The organism is Mesorhizobium kamtschaticum (assembly GCF_056174585.1).
Genome location: NZ_CM149691.1, coordinates 225,726 through 244,968, shown reverse-complemented (window position 1 = coordinate 244,968; position 19,243 = coordinate 225,726). Strand labels below are relative to the sequence as shown.

Annotated in this window: 15 protein-coding genes and 1 pseudogene; 10 read left to right on the top strand and 6 right to left on the bottom strand. The window is 62.8% G+C overall.

Annotated elements, in window-relative coordinates; translation table 11 throughout:
• Position 1: 1 nt before the first annotated feature.
• From AC0V7N_RS01150 to AC0V7N_RS01140, 3 genes are all read left to right on the top strand, one after another.
• Complete coding sequence (locus AC0V7N_RS01150; RefSeq protein WP_475453948.1) at positions 2 to 598, top strand: TetR/AcrR family transcriptional regulator; 597 nt, start codon at positions 2 to 4, stop codon at positions 596 to 598.
• Positions 595 to 1,524 carry a haloalkane dehalogenase gene (locus AC0V7N_RS01145; protein WP_475453946.1) on the top strand — a complete coding sequence of 310 codons (930 nt, stop codon included), beginning with the start codon at positions 595 to 597 and terminating at the stop codon, positions 1,522 to 1,524. The genes AC0V7N_RS01150 and AC0V7N_RS01145 overlap by 4 nt, the downstream gene beginning before the upstream one ends.
• 100 nt (positions 1,525 to 1,624) lie before the next feature.
• On the top strand, positions 1,625 to 3,217 hold the full coding sequence (locus AC0V7N_RS01140) for a peptide chain release factor 3 (RefSeq protein WP_475453944.1): 1,593 nt from the start codon (positions 1,625 to 1,627) through the stop codon (positions 3,215 to 3,217).
• A gap of 159 nt (positions 3,218 to 3,376) precedes the next feature.
• On the opposite strand, the pseudogene AC0V7N_RS01135 reads toward AC0V7N_RS01140, so the two are convergent.
• Positions 3,377 to 4,326, bottom strand: a pseudogene (locus tag AC0V7N_RS01135) (IS5 family transposase).
• A 213-nt stretch (positions 4,327 to 4,539) separates the two neighbouring features.
• Positions 4,540 to 5,010 (bottom strand): VOC family protein, encoded by a 471-nt coding sequence (locus AC0V7N_RS01130; RefSeq protein WP_475453942.1) that lies wholly within the window; start codon positions 5,008 to 5,010, stop codon positions 4,540 to 4,542.
• A 270-nt stretch (positions 5,011 to 5,280) separates the two neighbouring features.
• Between AC0V7N_RS01130 and ilvD the strand changes: the two genes are divergently transcribed.
• On the top strand, positions 5,281 to 7,125 hold the full coding sequence (gene ilvD / locus AC0V7N_RS01125) for a dihydroxy-acid dehydratase (RefSeq protein WP_475453940.1): 1,845 nt from the start codon (positions 5,281 to 5,283) through the stop codon (positions 7,123 to 7,125).
• Between the two features lie 165 nt (positions 7,126 to 7,290).
• Here ilvD and AC0V7N_RS01120 read toward each other — a convergent pair whose 3' ends face one another.
• Positions 7,291 to 9,045, bottom strand: a complete 1,755-nt coding sequence (locus tag AC0V7N_RS01120; RefSeq protein ID WP_475460153.1) for an ABC transporter ATP-binding protein — start codon at positions 9,043 to 9,045, stop codon at positions 7,291 to 7,293.
• A 204-nt stretch (positions 9,046 to 9,249) separates the two neighbouring features.
• Here AC0V7N_RS01120 and AC0V7N_RS01115 point away from each other — a divergent pair, with 204 nt between their 5' ends.
• From AC0V7N_RS01115 to AC0V7N_RS01100, 4 genes are all read left to right on the top strand, one after another.
• Entirely contained in the window at positions 9,250 to 10,539 is a 1,290-nt protein-coding gene (locus AC0V7N_RS01115; protein ID WP_475453939.1) for an amidohydrolase family protein, read from the top strand.
• Positions 10,517 to 11,209: a hypothetical protein gene (locus AC0V7N_RS01110; RefSeq protein WP_496627656.1), complete on the top strand. Its 693-nt coding sequence runs from the start codon at positions 10,517 to 10,519 to the stop codon at positions 11,207 to 11,209. The genes AC0V7N_RS01115 and AC0V7N_RS01110 overlap by 23 nt, the downstream gene beginning before the upstream one ends.
• A gap of 131 nt (positions 11,210 to 11,340) precedes the next feature.
• The gene (locus tag AC0V7N_RS01105) at positions 11,341 to 12,264 is read left to right on the top strand and encodes a DMT family transporter (protein WP_475453935.1); all 924 of its coding nucleotides are present in this window, start codon (positions 11,341 to 11,343) and stop codon (positions 12,262 to 12,264) included.
• A gap of 256 nt (positions 12,265 to 12,520) precedes the next feature.
• The gene (locus tag AC0V7N_RS01100) at positions 12,521 to 12,994 is read left to right on the top strand and encodes a DUF805 domain-containing protein (protein WP_096458435.1); all 474 of its coding nucleotides are present in this window, start codon (positions 12,521 to 12,523) and stop codon (positions 12,992 to 12,994) included.
• A 71-nt stretch (positions 12,995 to 13,065) separates the two neighbouring features.
• Here AC0V7N_RS01100 and AC0V7N_RS01095 read toward each other — a convergent pair whose 3' ends face one another.
• Entirely contained in the window at positions 13,066 to 13,926 is an 861-nt protein-coding gene (locus AC0V7N_RS01095) for a phosphotransferase (protein WP_475460150.1), read from the bottom strand.
• 145 nt (positions 13,927 to 14,071) lie between these two features.
• Here AC0V7N_RS01095 and AC0V7N_RS01090 point away from each other — a divergent pair, with 145 nt between their 5' ends.
• Positions 14,072 to 14,704, top strand: a complete 633-nt coding sequence (locus tag AC0V7N_RS01090) for a methyltransferase domain-containing protein (RefSeq protein ID WP_496627655.1) — start codon at positions 14,072 to 14,074, stop codon at positions 14,702 to 14,704.
• Here AC0V7N_RS01090 and AC0V7N_RS01085 read toward each other — a convergent pair.
• The gene (locus AC0V7N_RS01085; protein ID WP_475453931.1) at positions 14,701 to 17,154 is read right to left on the bottom strand and encodes a GcvT family protein; all 2,454 of its coding nucleotides are present in this window, start codon (positions 17,152 to 17,154) and stop codon (positions 14,701 to 14,703) included. The genes AC0V7N_RS01090 and AC0V7N_RS01085 overlap by 4 nt on opposite strands.
• Positions 17,151 to 18,038 carry a phosphotransferase gene (locus AC0V7N_RS01080; RefSeq protein ID WP_475453929.1) on the bottom strand — a complete coding sequence of 296 codons (888 nt, stop codon included), beginning with the start codon at positions 18,036 to 18,038 and terminating at the stop codon, positions 17,151 to 17,153. The genes AC0V7N_RS01085 and AC0V7N_RS01080 overlap by 4 nt, the downstream gene beginning before the upstream one ends.
• A 425-nt stretch (positions 18,039 to 18,463) precedes the next feature.
• On the opposite strand from AC0V7N_RS01080, the gene AC0V7N_RS01075 reads away from it, so the two are divergent.
• Complete coding sequence (locus AC0V7N_RS01075) at positions 18,464 to 19,240, top strand: DeoR/GlpR family DNA-binding transcription regulator (protein WP_475453928.1); 777 nt, start codon at positions 18,464 to 18,466, stop codon at positions 19,238 to 19,240.
• The last annotated feature ends 3 nt before the right edge of the window (positions 19,241 to 19,243 follow it).

The window sequence follows — 19,243 nt, the reverse complement described above, 5'->3', positions numbered from 1 at the left end:
CATGGCCAGACAATCACTCCGCGAAAAACTTCTCGACGCCGGTTTCAGGACCCTCTGGAATTCAGGCTATGCCGCCGCCGGCGTGCGCGACATCGTTGTCGCCGCCGATGCGCGGCCGGGCTCCTTCACCAATCATTTTGCTTCCAAGGAGGCGTTCGCCGGCGAGGTGTTGGACCGCTACTTCGCCTATGTCAGCGGGCTGGTCGAGGCAGCGCTGGCGAAGGACGGCACACCGCCCATCGGCAGGCTTCGCCGCTACCTCGATGTCATCACCTCGAAGCTCGAAGCGCATGGTTGGGCGCGCGGCTGCATGATCGGCAATCTCAGCCTCGAGACCGCGGTGCACAGCGAGCCGCTGCGCCTGCAACTCGTCGCCATCTTCGAGCGCTGGCGCCAGCCCTTCGCCGCCTGCATCGCCGAAGGCCAGGCGGCAGGCGACATCAGCAAAACCTTCGACGCCGACGACCTCGCCGATTTCCTGCTGTCGTCCTGGCAAGGCGCCATGCTGCGCATGAAGGTCGAACGCAGCCGCGTGCCGCTCGAGCGGTTCAAGAAAATCATCTTCAGCACAGTCTTTGCAAAGGAGCCGACCCCATGAACTCGCAAGCCGACACGTCTGAAGCCGGCGCCGCCGGATCGAGGCGTTTGCAGATCGCCGTGCTGGATTCGACCATGTCTTATGTCGAGGCCGGAGCGTCCGGTCCGACCGTGCTGTTCCTGCACGGCAACCCGACTTCATCTTATATCTGGCGCAACATCATTCCGCATGTCGCGCCGTTTGGCCGCTGCATCGCGCCGGACCTGATCGGTTACGGCCAGTCCGGCAAGCCCGATATCGACTATCGCTTCTTCGACCATGTCCGCTATCTCGACGCCTTCCTCGACGCACTCGACATCAGCGATGTGTTGATGGTCGCGCAGGATTGGGGCACGGCCCTTGCGTTTCATCTGGCGGCGCGGCGGCCGCAGCGTATCCTTGGTCTCGCCTTTATGGAGTTCATCCGGCCGTTCGAACGCTGGGAGGATTTTCACCAGCGCCCGCAAGCCCGCGAAATGTTCAAGGCGCTGCGCACGCCAGGTGTCGGCGAAAAACTCGTCCTGGAAGACAATGTCTTCATCGAAAAGGTGCTGCCGGCCTCGGTGCTGCGCGCAATGAGCGACGAGGAGATGGCCGCTTACCGGGCGCCGTTCCCGACGCCGCGATCGCGCAAGCCGGTGCTGCGCCTGCCCAGGGAATTGCCGATCGAGGGCCAGCCCGCCGACGTCGCCGCCATCAGCCAATACGATCATCGCGCTCTGCGGCTCTCCACCTATCCGAAACTGCTGTTCGCGGGTGATCCCGGGGCACTGATTTCGCCGCAGGCCGCAAGGGAATTCGCCGCCGGTCTGAAGAACTGCCGGTTCATCAATCTCGGGCCCGGCGCGCACTATCTGCAGGAAGACCATGCCGACGCCATCGGCAGCGCCATTGCCGGCTGGCTTCCGGAGGTCGTTTTGGCGAACCGGATGAGCGAGTTGGCCTGATGCAGGCCATGGCGTCCGGAGGCGCCTGCGCCGCCGGAGCGGTCGACAGCCCGGCACTACGCTGCTAGAAGCCCGGCCTGTCACACGGAAATCCCAGAGAATGCCCGAAACAATACCAGAGGAAGTGGCGCGCCGCCGCACCTTCGCGATCATCGCGCACCCGGACGCCGGCAAGACCACGCTCACCGAAAAGCTGCTGCTGTTCGGCGGCGCCATCCAGCTTGCCGGCGAGGTCAAGGCCAAGAAGGACAAGATCCAGACCCGTTCCGACTGGATGAAGATCGAGCGCGAGCGCGGCATTTCGGTCGTCACCTCGGTGATGACCTTCGAGTATGAAGACAATGTCTTCAACCTGCTCGACACGCCCGGCCACGAGGATTTCGCCGACGACACCTACCGCACTCTGTCGGCGGTCGACTCGGCCGTCATGGTCATCGACGCCGCCAAGGGCATCGAGCCGCGCACGCTGAAGCTGTTCGAGGTCTGCCGGCTGCGCGACATCCCGATCATCACCTTCGTCAACAAGATGGACCGCGAAAGCCGCGACCCGTTCGAGATCCTGGACGAGATCGAGCAGAAGCTGGCGCTGGACACCGCCCCCATCACCTGGCCGATCGGCCGCGGCAAGACCTTTTCCGGCACCTATCATCTGGCGCTGAACGCGGTGCGCAAGGGCGACGACGAGAAGGAGCGCACGCCGGTCAACGGTCCCGATTCCAACCGCGTCGCCGGCCTGCTGCCGGAAAACGAGCGCGAAGCCTTCATCGAGGAACTGGAGCTCGCACGAGAAGCCTGCCGTCCGCTCGATATTGATGCCTTTCGCGAGGGCCATCTGACGCCGGTCTATTTCGGCTCGGCGCTGCGCAATTATGGCGTGCGCGACCTGATCGAGGCACTCGGCGCCTTCGGCCCGCCGCCGCGCGCGCAGGAAGCCGACACCCGCAAGGTCGAAGCGACGGAGGACAAGATGACCTCCTTCGTCTTCAAGATCCAGGCCAATATGGATCCCAACCACCGCGACCGCATCGCTTTCGTCCGTGTCTGCTCTGGCAAGCTCGAGCGCGGCATGAAGGCCAAGCTGGTGCGCACGGGAAAGCCGATGAGCCTGTCGGCGCCGCAGTTCTTCTTCGCCCGCACCCGCGTCACGGCGGATGAGGCGTTTGCCGGCGACGTCGTCGGCATTCCCAACCACGGCACGCTGCGCATTGGCGACACGTTGACCGAGGGCGAGGAAATTCTTTTCAGGGGCGTGCCGAACTTCGCCCCGGAAATCCTGCGTCGTGTGCGCCTCGGCGACGCGATGAAGGCGAAGAAACTCAAGGAAGCGCTGCACCAGATGGCCGAGGAGGGCGTCGTGCAGCTGTTCTCGCCCGAGGACGGCTCACCGGCCATCGTCGGCGTCGTCGGCGCCCTGCAGCTCGACGTCTTGAAGGAGCGGCTGAACTTCGAATACACGCTGCCGGTCGAGTTCGAGATGTCGCGCTTTTCCGTCTGCCGCTGGATTTCGGCCGACGACAAGGCGGAGACGCTTCGCTTCATCGAGGCGCACCGTGGCGACATTGCCAGGGACCTCGACAACGACCCGGTATTCCTCGCCCAGCACGCCTTCTCGCTGAACTACGAAGCCGAACGCTGGAAGGCGATCCGCTTCGCCACGATCAAGGACTATCAGGTCCGCGACAAAGCGGCGTAGGCGCCAGTTTTTCTCCCCTTGTGGGCCTGTTGCGCAGTTACTGGGAGGAACGGCGGGGGAACAGGATTCAGCGGGCTATTGCTGGTTCTTAGGGGTTGAGGTCTGGTTTCGATGTTTGAGGTGGCGGTTCGGCCTTGGCTGGCCGGATTGTGGACGCACCTATCCCGTGATGGCGGCCCATCGGCGCATGTTGAAGGCGATGGCCGCCATTGTCACCTGACCAGCAGCCTTGGCCAGCCCGATGTAGCGGATCGTGGTCAGCTTCATGCGGTTCTTGAGCGTGGCGAAGGTGGTCTCCACCGCTGCTCGCCGTCTGGCGATCAGGCGATTGTAGTGCTTGAGCCGCGGCGGCAGCGCATGATGCTTGTTGGGGCGCCGTGCAATGCGCACCTTCTTGCCGGCCGCCTTGAGCCGAGCACGGCGGGCATGGTGTCATAGGCTGCGTCTGCCCATACCGTCTTCTCATCACCGCAGATCAAGTGATCAGCCACGACCGTGTCGTTGACGTTGGCCGGTGTCGTGATCACCGTGCGGATCAGGCCAGAGCCTTCATCCACCCCGACATGAGCCTTGTAGCCGAAGGTAAGGCCGCTCTTGCCCTTGCGTGCTGTGACGCGGGCGTCCGTATCCTGCGACGGCCGCTCGGGTGTCGGCGGCGTCGAGACCGCATCAATCAGCGTGGCATCCAGCATCGTACCGCGCTTCAGGATCACGCCGGCCTTCTCCAACTGCCGGTCCAGTTCGCCAAACAGCTTCTCCATCAGCCCTTCGCTGACAAGCAGATTGCGAAAACGCGACAGCACCGTGTGGTCGGGGATCGTATCGTCCAGCCCCAGCCCAGCAAAGCGCCGGAACGACAGCCGATCGCCCAGCGCTTCCTCTAACTCGCGATCCGACAGTCCGTAGAGCGATTGCAGCAACAGTGCCTTGAACAACACCAGCGGCGGCCAGGCAGCTCGACCCGGTCCACCATCGCGCAGCGCATTAAGCAGCTTCTCGAACCGGTACCACTTCACCAGACCCGACAGACGGTCGAGTGGCGAAGAACCCCCCGTCAGCTTGTGGCCCAGAAAGGCCTCCGCCAAGCTCAACTGTCCAGTCTGCTTCACCGCCTCGCGATTCCTCCGAGTTCCCTCTCAGAGAATCACAACCAGCCAATTACGCAACAGGCCCCTTGTGGGAGAAGGTGTCGCCGAAGGCGACGGATGAGGGTGCTCCAGGGAACGACAACGTCTCACTCGCTGGAACACCCCTCAACCGTCTCGGCGCTGCGCGCCGATCCACCTTCTCCCACAGGGGGAGAAGGGAAGATCGCGCAGCTCTCACCCTCTCGCCGCCTCTTCAATCTTGGCGATGTCGATCTTGCTCATCTGCATCATCGCATTCATCACCCGGCCGGCCTTGGCCCGGTCCGGATCCAGAAGCAGGCGGGGCAGCTGTTCCGGCACGACCTGCCAGGAGACGCCGAACTTGTCCTTTAGCCAGCTGCATTGCGACGGTTCGCCGCCACCTTCGATGAGCTTGTCCCAGAAATAATCCACCTCTTCCTGCGTCTTGCAGTCGATCGACTGTGATATCGCCTCGCTGAACTTGAATTGCGGCCCGCCGTTGAGCGCCTGGAACTGCACGCCGTCGAGTTCGAACGTGGTCACCAGCGCCTTGCCTTCATCGGCGTGGCCTTCAGGCCAACGCATCACGCTCAGCACCTTCGAATTCTTGAAGATGGACACGTAGAAATTCATCGCCTCTTCGGCCTGGTCGTTGAACCACAGGCAGGTGGTGATCTTTTGCATGTCGTGCTCCTCCGTTTGCTCTTTGCTATCGCGGTGAAACGGCTGACTCCGAGAATGGTGCCATTTTCGGTGCCGTCTGCCCAAGGACGGTCATGCGGCACGCAATCCGACAGCGGCCTGCTATTTTTTCAGAGGTCCTCGTTTTTCGGGGAACTCTGGCGCATTGCAAAAATGTGGCCAGACCATACTTGCGAGTCTATAACACCTGCGGTCCGAATTCAGCGCCGCCACGCTCCGCATCGAGCGCAGCCAGTCAGCTAAGGAAAAGTCATGCCTGCCTATCGCTCCCGCACCACCACCCATGGCCGCAACATGGCCGGCGCTCGTGGCCTTTGGCGCGCCACCGGCATGAAGGACTCGGATTTCGGCAAGCCGATCATCGCCGTGGTCAATTCCTTCACCCAGTTCGTGCCGGGCCATGTCCATTTGAAGGATCTTGGCCAGCTGGTCGCGCGCGAGATCGAAAAGGCCGGCGGCGTCGCCAAGGAATTCAACACCATCGCCGTCGATGATGGCATCGCCATGGGCCATGACGGCATGCTCTATTCGCTGCCGTCGCGCGAGCTGATCGCCGATTCCGTCGAGTACATGGTCAACGCTCACTGCGCCGACGCCATGGTCTGCATCTCCAATTGCGACAAGATCACTCCCGGCATGCTGATGGCCTCGCTGCGCCTCAACATCCCGACCGTGTTCGTGTCCGGCGGGCCGATGGAAGCCGGCAAGGTGGTGCTGGCCGGCAAGACGCAGGCGCTCGATCTGGTCGACGCCATGGTCGCGGCCGCCGACGACAAGATTTCCGACGAGGACGTCAAGGTCATCGAGCGCTCGGCCTGCCCGACCTGCGGTTCCTGCTCGGGCATGTTCACCGCCAATTCGATGAATTGCCTGACCGAGGCGCTGGGCCTGTCGCTGCCGGGCAACGGCTCGACGCTGGCCACGCACGCCGACCGCAAGCGGCTGTTCGTCGAAGCCGGCCATCTCATCGTCGATCTCGCCCAGCGCTATTACGAGCAGGATGACGAGACGGCGCTGCCGCGCAGCATCGCCTCAAAGGGCGCCTTCGAGAATGCCATGACGCTCGACATCGCCATGGGCGGCTCGACCAACACGGTGCTGCACATCCTGGCCGCCGCCCATGAGGGCGAGGTCGACTTCACCATGGAGGACATCGACCGGCTGTCACGCCGGGTTCCGGTGCTCTGCAAGGTGGCTCCGGCCAAGTCCGACGTCCACATGGAAGACGTCCACCGCGCCGGCGGCATCATGGCCATCCTCGGCCAGCTCGACAATGCCGGGCTGCTCAACCGCGACCTGCCGACGGTGCATACGGCGAGCCTCGGCGAGGCGCTCGATCATTGGGATATTTCCCGCACGACGAGCCAGAATGTCCGCGACTTCTTCCTCGCCGCGCCCGGCGGTGTGCCGACGCAGGTCGCCTTCAGCCAGGATCGTCGCTGGGACGATCTCGACCTCGACCGCGAGAAAGGCGTCATCCGCTCGGCGGAGACGCCGTTCTCGAAGGACGGTGGCCTTGCCGTGCTGAAGGGCAATCTGGCGGTCGACGGCTGCATCGTGAAGACGGCGGGCGTCGATGAGTCGATCCTGAAGTTCACCGGCCCGGCGCGGGTGTTCGAAAGCCAGGACGCCTCGGTCAAGGCGATCCTCTCCAACGAGATCAAGGCCGGCGACGTCGTCGTCATTCGCTATGAGGGACCGCGTGGCGGCCCCGGCATGCAGGAAATGCTCTACCCGACCAGCTATCTGAAGTCGAAAGGCCTCGGCAAGGCCTGCGCGCTGGTCACAGACGGTCGCTTCTCCGGCGGCACGTCGGGCCTGTCGATCGGTCATGCGTCGCCGGAAGCTGCCGAAGGCGGCACGATCGGGCTGGTGCAGGAGGGCGATACGATCGAGATCGACATCCCCAACCGCACCATCCGCCTCGCCGTCAGCGACGACGAGCTTGCCAGCCGCCGGGCCGTGATGGACGCCAAGGGTGCCTTGGCCTGGAAGCCCGAGGAAAAGCGCAAGCGCAAGGTGACAACGGCACTGCGCGCCTACGCAGCCTTCGCCACCAGCGCCGACAAGGGCGCTGTACGGCACGTGCCAGAGTGAGGTAGTTTCTTCCTTCTCCCCTTGTGGGAGAAGGTGTCGCCGCAGGCGACGGATGAGGGGTGTTCCAGGGAACGCCAACGTCTCACTCCGCTGGAACACCCCTCATCCGTCTTGCCGCTTCGCGGCAATCCACCTTCTCCCACAGGGGGAGAAGGGAAGAGTGTGCTACGGCATCAGCTGATATTCATAAAGCTTCTGGTAAAGCCCGCCCTGCTTGAGCAGCGCCTTGTGCGGCCCGCTCTCCACCACCTTGCCGCCCTCCAGCACCACGATCGTGTCGGCCTGGTGCACCGTCGACAGGCGGTGGGCGATGACGATCGTCGTGCGTCCTTCGGTCAGCTGCTGCAGCGCCTCGCGGAACAGCGCTTCGGATTCTGCGTCGAGCGCGCTGGTCGCCTCGTCCAATAGCAGGATTTCGGCGTTGCGCAGCATGGCGCGCGCGATCGAGATGCGCTGGCGCTGGCCGCCGGACAGAAGGCCGCCATTCTCGCCGACATCGGTCTCATAGCCTTTCGCCTGCGCCATGATGAAGTCGTGCGCGTTGGCGGCCTTGGCGGCGGCAATCACCTCTTGGTCGGTCGCGTCCTGCCGTCCGAGCCGGATGTTGTGCATGATGGTGCCGGCAAACAGGAACGTGTCCTGGCTGACATAGGCGATCTTTTCCCTGAGCGAGGCGAGCGTCGCATGGGAAATATCCTGGCCGTCGAGCAGCACCTTGCCGCTCTTCGGGTCGTACATGCGCATGATCAGGTTCAGGATCGTCGACTTGCCGCCGCCGGAAGGTCCGACGAGCGCCGTCATCTTGCCGGGCGCAAGGGTCAGGTCGAACCGGTCGAGCACCGGCGGACCGCTCTGATAGGCGAAGCTGACGGCGTCGAACCTGATTTCACCAGGCCCTGCCAGAAGCGGCCTTGCGCCTGGCTTCTCGGCCAGCGTCAGCGGCTCGTCGGCCAACTGGAACATCATGCGCACGCCGACAATGCCGGTCTCCAGTGAGATGCGCACGCGCGCCAGCCGCTTTGCCGGCTCATAGGCCAGCAACAGGGCTCCGATAAAGGTCATGATGTTGCCTGGCATCTGCCCACCCCGCAGAACCAGGAAGCCGCTGACAAAGACGGCGCCGGAGATTGCCAGTCCGGCCAGCGTCTCCATCACCGGACTAGTCACCGCTTCCAGTGCAGCAATGTTGTTGGCCCGGTCCTCGACGTCCGCCACCGCCTTGTACATGCGTTTGCGCATCAAGCCTTCGAGGTTGAACGATTTGACCACGCGCACGCCGATCGCGGTTTCCTGCATCACTTGCACGATCTGGCCGACCGAGCGGAACTCCATCGCGGCAAACTTACGGACACGCTTCAGGATGCGGTTGACACCGTAGATGGCTATTGGCCCAATCACGAAGCAGATCAAGGAGAGTACCGGTTGTTTCCAGACCATCACCAGAACCAGCACAATCAGCGTTACCAGATCCCGAACGTAGGACGTGACAATGAGGTCAAGGACGCTGCGTGCGGCCTGGGCATTGTTGGTCATGCGAGTGATCAGGTCGGACGATGAGGTCGAATGGTAGAATTCGATGCCTTGCGCCAGGACCCGGTCATAGATCTTGCGCTGTCGATCGGCGATGATAGCGTTGCCGACGCGGCTCATGAAATAAGCTTGGACGAAGTTGGCGACGCCCTTGAAGATGAAAATTGCAGCGACCGCGACGGCAATTAAGTTGACGTGATCAGGTCTCTTGTAGATGACGAATTCGTTCGTAATCTCACTCAATATCCACGCGCTGGCACCCGTCGCGCCCGCCACCACAAGCATCGACAGCATGGCGGCACCGTATCCGAACATGTGTTCCCGGAAGGATTCCCTGACCAGCCGCACGATAAGGCGCTGGTTCTCCATCGAGCGTTCGTCGCGTTTCAGGAACGTCAAGTTCAAGTTCACACGGGATTTCCATGGTTTGCGAATGCGGCCTTGAGTCCGAAGCCGATCACTGCGTGGACGAAAGGCGGCTTATAGAGCGAGTTACCGCCAGAGGGAACCTTTCGCGGCCACCTAAAGAAACGGCTGCGGCAAGCTGTCTTTTGCGCCACCATGGCTGGGTGATTCTGGAAGGGATGACGACAGATGGATTTCGACCTTATCGTTCGGGGCGGCACGCTGCCGGATGGCGGGATTGCCGACATCGGCATCAGCGGCGAGACGATCGCGGCGATCGAACCGACACTGCCGGGTTCCGCGCGGACCGAGGTCGATGCCCGTGGCAATCTGGTCTCAGCGCCTTTCGTCGATCCGCACTTCCACATGGACGCGACGCTGTCCTACGGCATTCCGCGCATCAATGCTTCGGGCACGCTGCTCGAAGGCATTGCGCTATGGGGCGAACTGAAGCCGCTCTTGACGCATGAGGCGGTGCGCGATCGCGCGCTCGCCTATTGCGACTGGGCGGTGTCGATGGGCCTGCTGGCCATCCGCACCCATGTCGATGTCTGTGATGACCGTTTGCTGGCGGTCGAGGCCCTGCTCGACGTCAAGAAAACGATCGCGCCCTATATCGACCTGCAACTCGTGGCTTTCCCGCAGGACGGTTTCTATCGCTCGCCGAAGGCGCGCGAAAACACCATTCGCGCGCTGGACATGGGCGTCGATGTTGTCGGCGGCATTCCACATTTCGAGCGCACCATGGCCGACGGCACGCGCTCGGTGACCGAGCTTTGTGAGATCGCGGCAAAACGCGGCCTGATGGTCGACCTGCATTGCGACGAGACCGACGACCCGCTGTCGCGCCACATCGAGCAACTGGCCTATGAAACGCAGCGCCTGGGCCTGCAAGGCAGGGCGGCCGGGTCGCATCTCACTTCCATGCACTCGATGGACAATTACTACGTTTCGAAACTGCTGCCGCTGATCGCCGAGGCCGGTGTTTCAGCCATCCCCAACCCGCTGATCAACATCATGCTGCAGGGCCGTCATGACAGCTTCCCGAAGCGGCGTGGCATGACCCGTGTCAAGGAAATGCAGGCGCTCGGCATCCGCGTCGGCTGGGGCCAGGATTGCGTGCTCGATCCCTGGTATTCGCTGGGCACCGCCGACATGCTCGACGTCGCCTTCATGGGCCTGCACGTCGCCCAGATGTCGAGCCCGGCCGACATGGCGCGCTGCTTCGACATGGTCACCAACGTCAATGCCGCCATCATGGGGCTCGATCATCTGGGCCTGGCCGTCGGCAAGCGCGCCAGCCTTGTCGTTCTCGACGCCGGCACTCCGATCGAGGCCCTGCGCCTGCGCGCCGAGCGCATTTGCGTCATCGCCAGGGGCAAGGTGGTGGCGGAACGGACGAGGCAGGATACGAGGCTTTCCATCGATGGCCGACCCGCCTCCGTCAACCGCCGGCATGTCGCGCCGCGAGTCCGATAACTGCCTTCGAGGTGTGGTCGTGAGCGACGAGAAGAATGTGACGGAACCAAACCCGGCACTCATGTCGGCGATAACGACCGAGCACTTCGTGATGCAGACGGCTATCAGCACGACAATCAACGAAGCCGGGTCGCGCGCCACCATCTATGTCATGGCGCTGTCCAGTTCGCTGGTGGCGATGGGCTTTGCCGCCAATTCGACGCTGGCGTTCCTGCCGTTCGTGGCGACGGTTCTGCCGGTCATTTTCCTGCTTGGAGTCCTCACCACGCTGAGGATGGTCGACATTGCCGTGGAGAACATGCAGGCGCACATCGCAATCGCCCGGATCCGCTCCTTCTATCGAACGCTTGGCCCGCAAGCAGACGCCTATTTCGCTGCCGAACACGGACGCTGGCCAGAAGGCAAAGCGGAGCCTGCGCTGAGGATAGGTGCGCTTTCCGGCTATCTGACGACCGCAGCCATGATGATCGCTACGGTAAACGCCATGGTTGCCGGCGCCGGCATTACCTTGATGAGTCGATGGATGGGGATCGGAATTGTCGGCGCCCTGACAATTGGGATTGCCGTTGCGATTGCCCTGTTCGCGCTGTTTTTCATCTACCAGCAATGGCGCATTCGCGAGCTTGCGCCCTCGTATGATGGGTCGCCACCAACCCGGCGAGAGACTTAGGCAATGCGTTAGGTATAGCGAATTTGCGACTGTGGCCCCAGCTCTGGCGGTAAATCTCCTCGTCAAACGAATGATTGCGCTTTAACACGCGCACAACCCGAGCCACCGTCCGGGAGGATTTGATACCGGCCATGGTGCAGCCTGCCATCCATAATTCCACAATCAGGAACGTTCTTCTGGCCGGCATTCTGCTGATGCTGGCCGGCGACTTCCTGTTTGCGTTGAACGATGCGATGGGCAAGTGGCTGGTCGCCAGCTTCTCCGTCGGCCAGGTCGTGCTGATCCGCTCGATTGGCGCCTTTATCGTGCTCGGTCCGATGATCGCCAACCAGGGCGCCGGCAGACTGTTCCAGATGGAGCGCCCCGGGCTGCAGATCCTGCGCGTGGTGGCGACGACGCTGGACACCGCTTTGTTCTACGCAGCCGTCGTCTATCTGCCGCTCGCCGATGTGATGAGCTTCTACATGGCCGGCCCGATCTATGTGGCGGCGCTGTCGCATTTCCTGCTTGGCGAAAAGGTCGGCTGGCGCCGCTGGGTGGCGATCCTGCTCGGCTTCTGCGGCGTGGTGATCATGCTGAAGCCATCCTCCGCGGCATTCTCGCTGTCGTCGAGCTTCGCGCTCGTTGGCAGCCTCGCCTTTGCCTTCGCCATCATCCTCAACCGGCGGCTGCGCGGTACCAGCGACACCAATCTGGTGACATGGCAGACGATTGGCACGCTGCTGGTCGGCGGCGTCTTGACCATCGGCGCCTGGCAGACGCCTTCGGCACTCGATCTCGGTGCCATGCTGCTGCTCGGCATCGTCTCCTGCAGCGCCCATCTGATGATCACCAGGGCGCTCAAGCTGGCGCCGGCCTCGACGCTGGCGCCGCTGCATTACACGCTGCTCCTATGGGCCGTTGTGTTCGGGCTCGTGTTCTTCGGCGACGTTCCGGGTCCACGCATCTTGATCGGCTCCGGCATCATCGTCCTGGCCGGCCTGTTCATCTTCCATCGCCAGAAGGTGGTCGACACCACGGTGCCGCCCGAAAACGTGCCGAAGGGCGTCAATTAAGGCAGTTCCAGGAAAGTGTGAAATCGCTTTCGGTCCGCGACTGCATCCAAAGAAAGCATACAGCGCTTCACACGAAGCGACGCGCTTAGCAGCTGAAGGCTATCACCCAGAATTGCCTGGGTTTCCGGCCAAAAAGTCCGGTATTTACATCGATATTTTGCTGTGTACGTTGTTTTTTGGGCGTAATACCGGATTGATTCTTGGCCGGGAGAGGCAAGATCAATATCTCCGGAAAGACTGAGATAGAGGGGGGATAATGGGCAGTTTCTCTATATGGCATTGGCTGATCGTTCTAGTCCTGATCGGCTTGCCATTGGTGTTTGTTCTAAGAGCAGCGCCAGCTGGCGGCAATCGCTTCGGAGAAATGCCGCCTCCGATGAGTTTTAGTGAAGCCGTTTCAAGTTTCTTTCGAAATTATGTGAATTTTTCCGGCAGGGCCAGTCGCTCGGAGTTCTGGTATTCCTACCTCTTCCTTTTCATTGTCGGCGTCATTCTCGTCATAGTTGATGCCGTTGTGAAGAATGAAATTATCTCATCGATATGGAATCTGGCCGCCCTTCTGCCGACACTGGCCATGACCACCCGCCGGCTGCATGACATCAACCGAAGCGGTTGGCATCAGCTCCTGGTGGGATTGTTTCCCATCGGCACCATCGCGCTGATCATTTGGTATTGCAAAAAGTCTGACGATACAGTGACGTTGAGTGAAATAGAGAGGGTTTTCAGGTAGACGCGACAACAGGCATTTGGGCGCTTGATAGAATCGCGGGAACGCCAAAGCCGCTGTCACATGGAATTGCTCTACCCCAAACGCACAGCCGCCAGGTGCCGGGAAAATTCCGGGGCCTCCATCAATGCCTTGCAGCGGGCGAAGCGGCCGTCGGCATAGGCGCGAAAATCGTCGACCGGGTTGTTGTTGGCGAGCTGGATCAATCCCCATAGCGTCCACAACAGGTCGCACATTGCCTTGTAGATGACGACCCGGCCGCGCTCGGCCGGCCGCGCCTCGCCGCCGAAATAGGCACGCATCAGCTCCTCGTCCTGGTTCGCATCGAATTTGCCTTCCACGCTGAGGTCGCCGAGATCCCACAGCGGGTCATTCATCCCCGAATATTCCCAGTCGACGATCCACATCCGCTCGCCCGTATCGAGAAAGTTTTCGCAAAGGGGATCGCAATGGCAGGCAGCGAGGGGGAGCGGATGGGCGGCCAGCGCCGAGCGCACACTGTCGGCCTCGCGCACCACGTCGTGATAGCCGGCTGGCAGGGTGACGTCCTTTGTCGACAGCACCTTGAGATAGTCGTCGATCATCGCGAACAATTCGAAGCGGAAAGGGAACACCGCGCCGGACGCGTGCAGCTTGCGGAAGGCTTCGCCGGCGCGGGCCGGGCTGCCCGGTCGTTCCCTGAATTTCTCCGGCGACATCGTCACGGCGCCGGCGATGAAGCGCGTCACCATCACGCCGGTGCCGGCGTCGGCATGCAGCACTTCCGGGCTGACGCCGGCTTTAGCCGCTTCGCGCGCGGCCACCGTTTCATTGGCGCGGTTGATGTATTCCTCGGTGCCTTTGCCTGGAATGCGCAGGCAGAGATCGCCGGCCCTGAAAACGAGGTTGGTGAGGCCGCCGAGCCGTTCCAGTGGTCCGGTGTAGCCGGCCAGCATCGGAATGGCGGCCAGTTTTGCCCGCGCCTCGTCTGTCACTGTGCCCGCGCCCCCACGCCGTTATTTCTCGCCGCAACGGTTCCACAATTTTCGCCGTTTGGCTATCATCCGATCGAAGGCAACTCGATCAGGCGACAAAGCAGCGATGACGGACGGTAAACACCTGGGCGCGCTCAGCGCAGCCTACGCGGCGAAGCGGCCAGAGGAAGTGGCCGCCCTCTATGATCGTTGGTCTCAGACCTACGACGCCGACATGTCGGCCGCCGGCTATCGTCATCCGACGATCTGCCTTGCTTTGCTCGCCCGCCATTTGCAGCGCGGCGCGGCACCGTTGCTCGATGCCGGCGCCGGCACCGGGCTCATCGGCGAATGGCTTGATATTACCGGCTATCCGCAAGTCGAGGCGCTGGACATCTCGCAAGGTATGCTGGATCAGGCCGCCCGCAAGGGCGTCTATTCCGCGCTGCATTGCCTGGCGATGGGTGGGCCATTGCCCTTTGCCGACGATGCCTTTGCCGGAATCGTTTCGGCCGGCGTCTTCACCTCGGGCCATGTCGGCGTTGAAGGGCTGGACGAGCTGATCCGCATCTGCCGGCCGGGCGGGGTGATCGTGCTGACGGTCAAGAACACGCTGTGGGAAGCCGGCTTTGCTGCCCGCATCGCCGAACTCGAGGCGAAAGACGTCGTTACCCGCATCGAGGAAACGCGCCCTTACGTCTCCATGCCGGGCGAAGCTGACACCGTTCCCAGCCGTGGTCTCGCCCTGCGGGTGAACTAGGCTTTCACCCTCTCCGCTGCCGGATCGTACATCGGCTCGAGATGGATTTTGGCTGGCGTCCGCTCCATCGCGACCACCAGCTCATAGTCGCCCGCGACGAGAAAATCGTCGCTCACCCCGTCAGCGTTGCGCACATAGCCGTAGCCGATGTTCCTGCCCAGCGTATAGCCATAGCCACCGCTGGTGAGATAGCCGACCGGCTCGCCATTGCGCAGGATGGTCTCGCGGCCAAGCAGCACGATTTCGGGATTGTCGACTGTGAAGCCGGCAAAGCGCTTCTTCAACGGCGTGCCGTCTGCCTTCTCGAGCGCGCGCCGTCCGACAAAATCGGTGTTCTTGCGCAACTTGACCGCCCAGCCGAGCCCGGCCTCCTGCGGTGTGTCGTTGGGTGTGATGTCGGAGCCCCAGGCGCGATAGCCCTTTTCCAAGCGGAGCGATTCCAGCGCCCGGTAGCCGACCGGGCGGATGCCGGGCGTCTTGCCGGCCGCCATCAGCGCGTCGAAGACTTCGCCTGTCGCCGCGATCGGCACATGCAGTTCCCAGCCGAGTTCGCCGACATAGGTGACGCGCAGCGCCCGAATTGTGTGGCCGGCTATGGTGATCTCGCGCACATGGCCGAACGGGAAGCCGGCGTTCGACACATCGGCCTCGGTCACATCGGAGAGCACATCACGGGCGCGCGGACCCATCAGCGACAGCGTGCCGAAATCCTCGGTGACGTCGGTCAGCCTGGCGTCGAGGCCCTCGCCGATATGGTCGCTGATCCACGAGGCATCATGCGTGCGGAAGCCGGTGCCGGTGACGATGTAGAATTTGTCCTCGGCCAGCCGCGCCACGGTCAGGTCGGCCTCGATGCCGCCGCGTGTGTTGAGAAGCTGCGTATAGGTCAGCCGGCCGACCGGCTTGCTGACATCGTTGGCGCAGATCCAGTCCAGTGCCTTGGCTGCGCCGCGCCCGCTCAACTCGTATTTGGCGAAGGACGACTGGTCGAAGATGCCGACATGCTCGCGCACATGCCGGTGTTCGTCGCCGACCGCCGCGAACCAGTTCTGCCGTCCCATCGAATAGATGTCCTGCGGCTCGACGCCTTCCGGTGCGAACCAGTTCGGCCGCTCCCAGCCGAGCTTCGAGCCGAACACGGCGCGCTGCTGCTTCAGCCTGTTGTAAAGCGGCGAGACGATGCGCGGCCGGCCTGAGGTATACTCCTCGTGCGGGAAGCCGATCGTGTAATGCTTGCCATAGGCTTCCAGCGTGCGTTCGCGCACCCATTGCCGGTCGCGGTGCAGGTTGGAAAAGCGCCTGATGTCGACCACCCACAGGTCGAGCGGCGCCTCGCCATCGACCACCCACTGCGCCAGAACCCAGCCGGCGCCGCCGCCCGAGGCGATGCCGAAGGCATTGAAGCCGGCGCCGACGAACATGTTGGCGCATTCGGGCGCGGTGCCGAGGATGAAATTGCCGTCCGGCGTAAAGCTTTCCGGTCCGTTGATCATCTGCTTGACGCCGACGGTTTCCAGCGCCGGCACCCGCGCGATCGCCTGCGTCATGTGCTGCTCGAAATGGTCGTAATCGTCGTCGAACAGACGGAATTCCCAGTCGTTGGGCACGTCACCCCCGGGGAGGCCGGTCGTCCACGCCTGCGGGTTCGGCTCATAGCCGCCCATCACCAGCCCGCCGACCTCTTCCTTGAAGTAGGTGCGCCGGTCGGGGTCGCGCAGCGTCGGCGCATCGGTCGCCAGGCCATCGATCTTCTCGGTGATGATGTACTGGTGCTTCACTGGTTGCAGCGGCACGTTGATGCCGGCCATGGCGCCGACCTGCCGCGCCCATTGTCCGGCGCAGTTCACCACCTTGTCGCAGGCGATGTCGCCCTGGTTGGTCTTCACCGCCGTGATGCGGCCCTCCCTCATCTCGAAGCCGGTGACGCGGACATCCTCGAACAGCCTGGCGCCATGCATGCGCGCGCCCTTGGCCAGCGACTGGGTGATGTCGGAGGGGCTCGCCTGGCCGTCGGTCGGCAGCCAGGAGGCGCCGACGAGGTCGCCGGTCTCCATCAGCGGCCACATTGCCTTGACCTCCGCCGGGGACAAAAGATGCATGTCCATGCCGAAGCTTTTCGCCGTCGTCGCCAGCCTCTTGTACTCCGTCCAGCGGTCGGCATTGGTGGCAAGCCGCAGGCAGCCGGTCATCTTCCAGCTGGTGGCAAGGCCAGTTTCGGCCTCCAGCCCCTTGTAGAGGTCGACCGAGTATTTGAGCACGCGGGTGATCGAGGCCGACGAGCGCAATTGCCCGACCAGGCCGGCAGCATGCCAGGTCGAGCCGGAGGTCAGCTTGCCCTGTTCGAGCAGCACGACGTCGGCCTTGTGGTCGCGCGCCAGATGATAGGCTGTCGAACAGCCGATTATGCCGCCGCCGATGACGACGACCGCGGCCTGGCTGGGCAAGGTCATGATTTCAGGATCCCGTATTTTGTCCGGTAGTTTTCCAGCGCCGCGTCGAGCCGCACCAGGTTTTCCTCGGTGTAGGCGACGTAGTCGATGCCGGGCGCGTCGAGATAGAGTTCCGACACCATGCTCCACATCGCCTCGCGCAACAGCGAGGCGCATTGCATGGCGGCATGCGAGCGGCGGATCGCCTCGTCCGGCTCCTTCATGAAATAGGCGGTCAGGAAGGCGAAGGATTCGGCATCGCTCATGCCGGCATTCGAGGCGACGCCGGCAAGGTCGAACATCGCCGTGTTGAAGCCGGCATATTCGAAATCGATCAGCCACAACCTGTTGCCGTCGTCGAGGATATTGGCCGGCAAAAGATCATTGTGGCCAAAGACGATCGGCAGCAATTTCTGCGCCCGCTCCAATTCGTCGGCCAGCGTCAGCAGACGCGGCAAGTCGCTGCGTTTGCGGCTGCCGCCCTCTTCAAGCGTGCGTGCATAGTCGCGGATGACGTGGAACACCCAGAACATGAAGCCGGCGCCGGAAATATGGTTGGGCATCTCCCGATGGAAGCCGCGCATCAGCGCCGCGACGCGGCCAAGATTGGCGCGCACATCCTCGGCCAGATAGGTCCTGGCGCCAAGGAACGCCGTCACCATGATGCCCGGCTCGGAATAATGCACCGCCGGCGCGAAACCGGCGGCATGGGCCGCCCGCGCGGTCATCACCTCGCGCTCGCGGAAGACATGGTGGAAGGGATAGTCCTGGCCGAAGCGCACGACATGCCGTCCGGCAGCGTCACTGACCACATAATTGGCGTTGCTCAGGCCGCCGGGCAGGGGGGCGATCTCGATGGCGCCGGTCCAGCAGGGCAGGGCGCGGATGCGATCTTCGGCAATCACGGAATCATCCCTGGTTTGCTGGCCTGGTTTGCTGAGCTTCGACAAGGCGCCATGGACAGCGCGACGACGGCGGGGAGAAACAAAATAACCTCGTCGGTGCGGGACGCCAGGATTGGTATCCCGCACCGCACCGACGAGCCCCTTGGCCAGGTTTTCGATCCCGGCATCCGCCCCCGCGGATCTCTAGATTCCTTGTGCCAGGCACGTTCAAGACGGCCTGATTAGTGAGTTGCGGCTCTGCCATCGCCCTCCCGTTTTGCAGCTCCGAACCCCTGTTAATGCCTGGATTTCACGCCAGGGTTGCTCGGTTGTCAACGAAAACATGTGACTTTTTTTGGGTGTTTTGCCCGAAAGCAAGGGGCAATGCCTTTAAAAGCACTCGAATTGCCTTAGAACCGGTCAAAAGCCTAAGTCCGGGAAACCAAATGGCCCATTCCAAACGCCACGGCGAAATCCTGCGGCTGCTGCAGGAAGAGGGAACCGTCACCATCGCCAGTCTGGCTGACCGGCTGGGTGTTTCGCTGGAAACCGTGCGTCGCGACGTCAAGCCGCTCACCAGCGATGGCTCTGTTCTGAAGATGCATGGCGCCATCGGCCTGCCGTCGATGATCGGCGAAGCGCCGTTCGAACGGCGCATGCGCGAGAATGCCGATGCCAAGCGCGTCATTGCCCGCATGGTCGCCGCCACCATCCGCGACGGCGAATCGGTCATGATGGACACCGGCACCACGACCTCGTTCCTGGCGCGGGAACTGCTCGGCCACCGGCGCCTGACGGTCGTCACCAATTCGTCTGACATCGCCCGCACGCTGGCCACCATCAACGGCAACAAGGTCTATATGGCCGGCGGCGAACTACGCAGCGATTCGGGCGCTGCGTTCGGCACCTCGGCCATCGAGTTCGTCAGCCGCTTCTCGGTCAGCCATGCCATCATCTCCACCGGCGCCGTCGATGCGGTGGCCGGTGTCATGGATTATGATCTGGAAGAGGCAGAGTTCGCCCGCATGGTGCTGTCGCGCGGCCAGCGCTCGCTTGTCATCACCGACCACACCAAATTCGGCCGCCAGGGCCTGGTCCAGGTCTGCGGCTTCGACGACTTTTCCGAACTCGCGACCGACCGCTCGCCGCCGCATGACATCGCCGCCGCCCTGGCGCAGGCCGGTGCGCGGCTCAGCATCGCCGGCGGCGAAGCCGGGTTCTGAGCC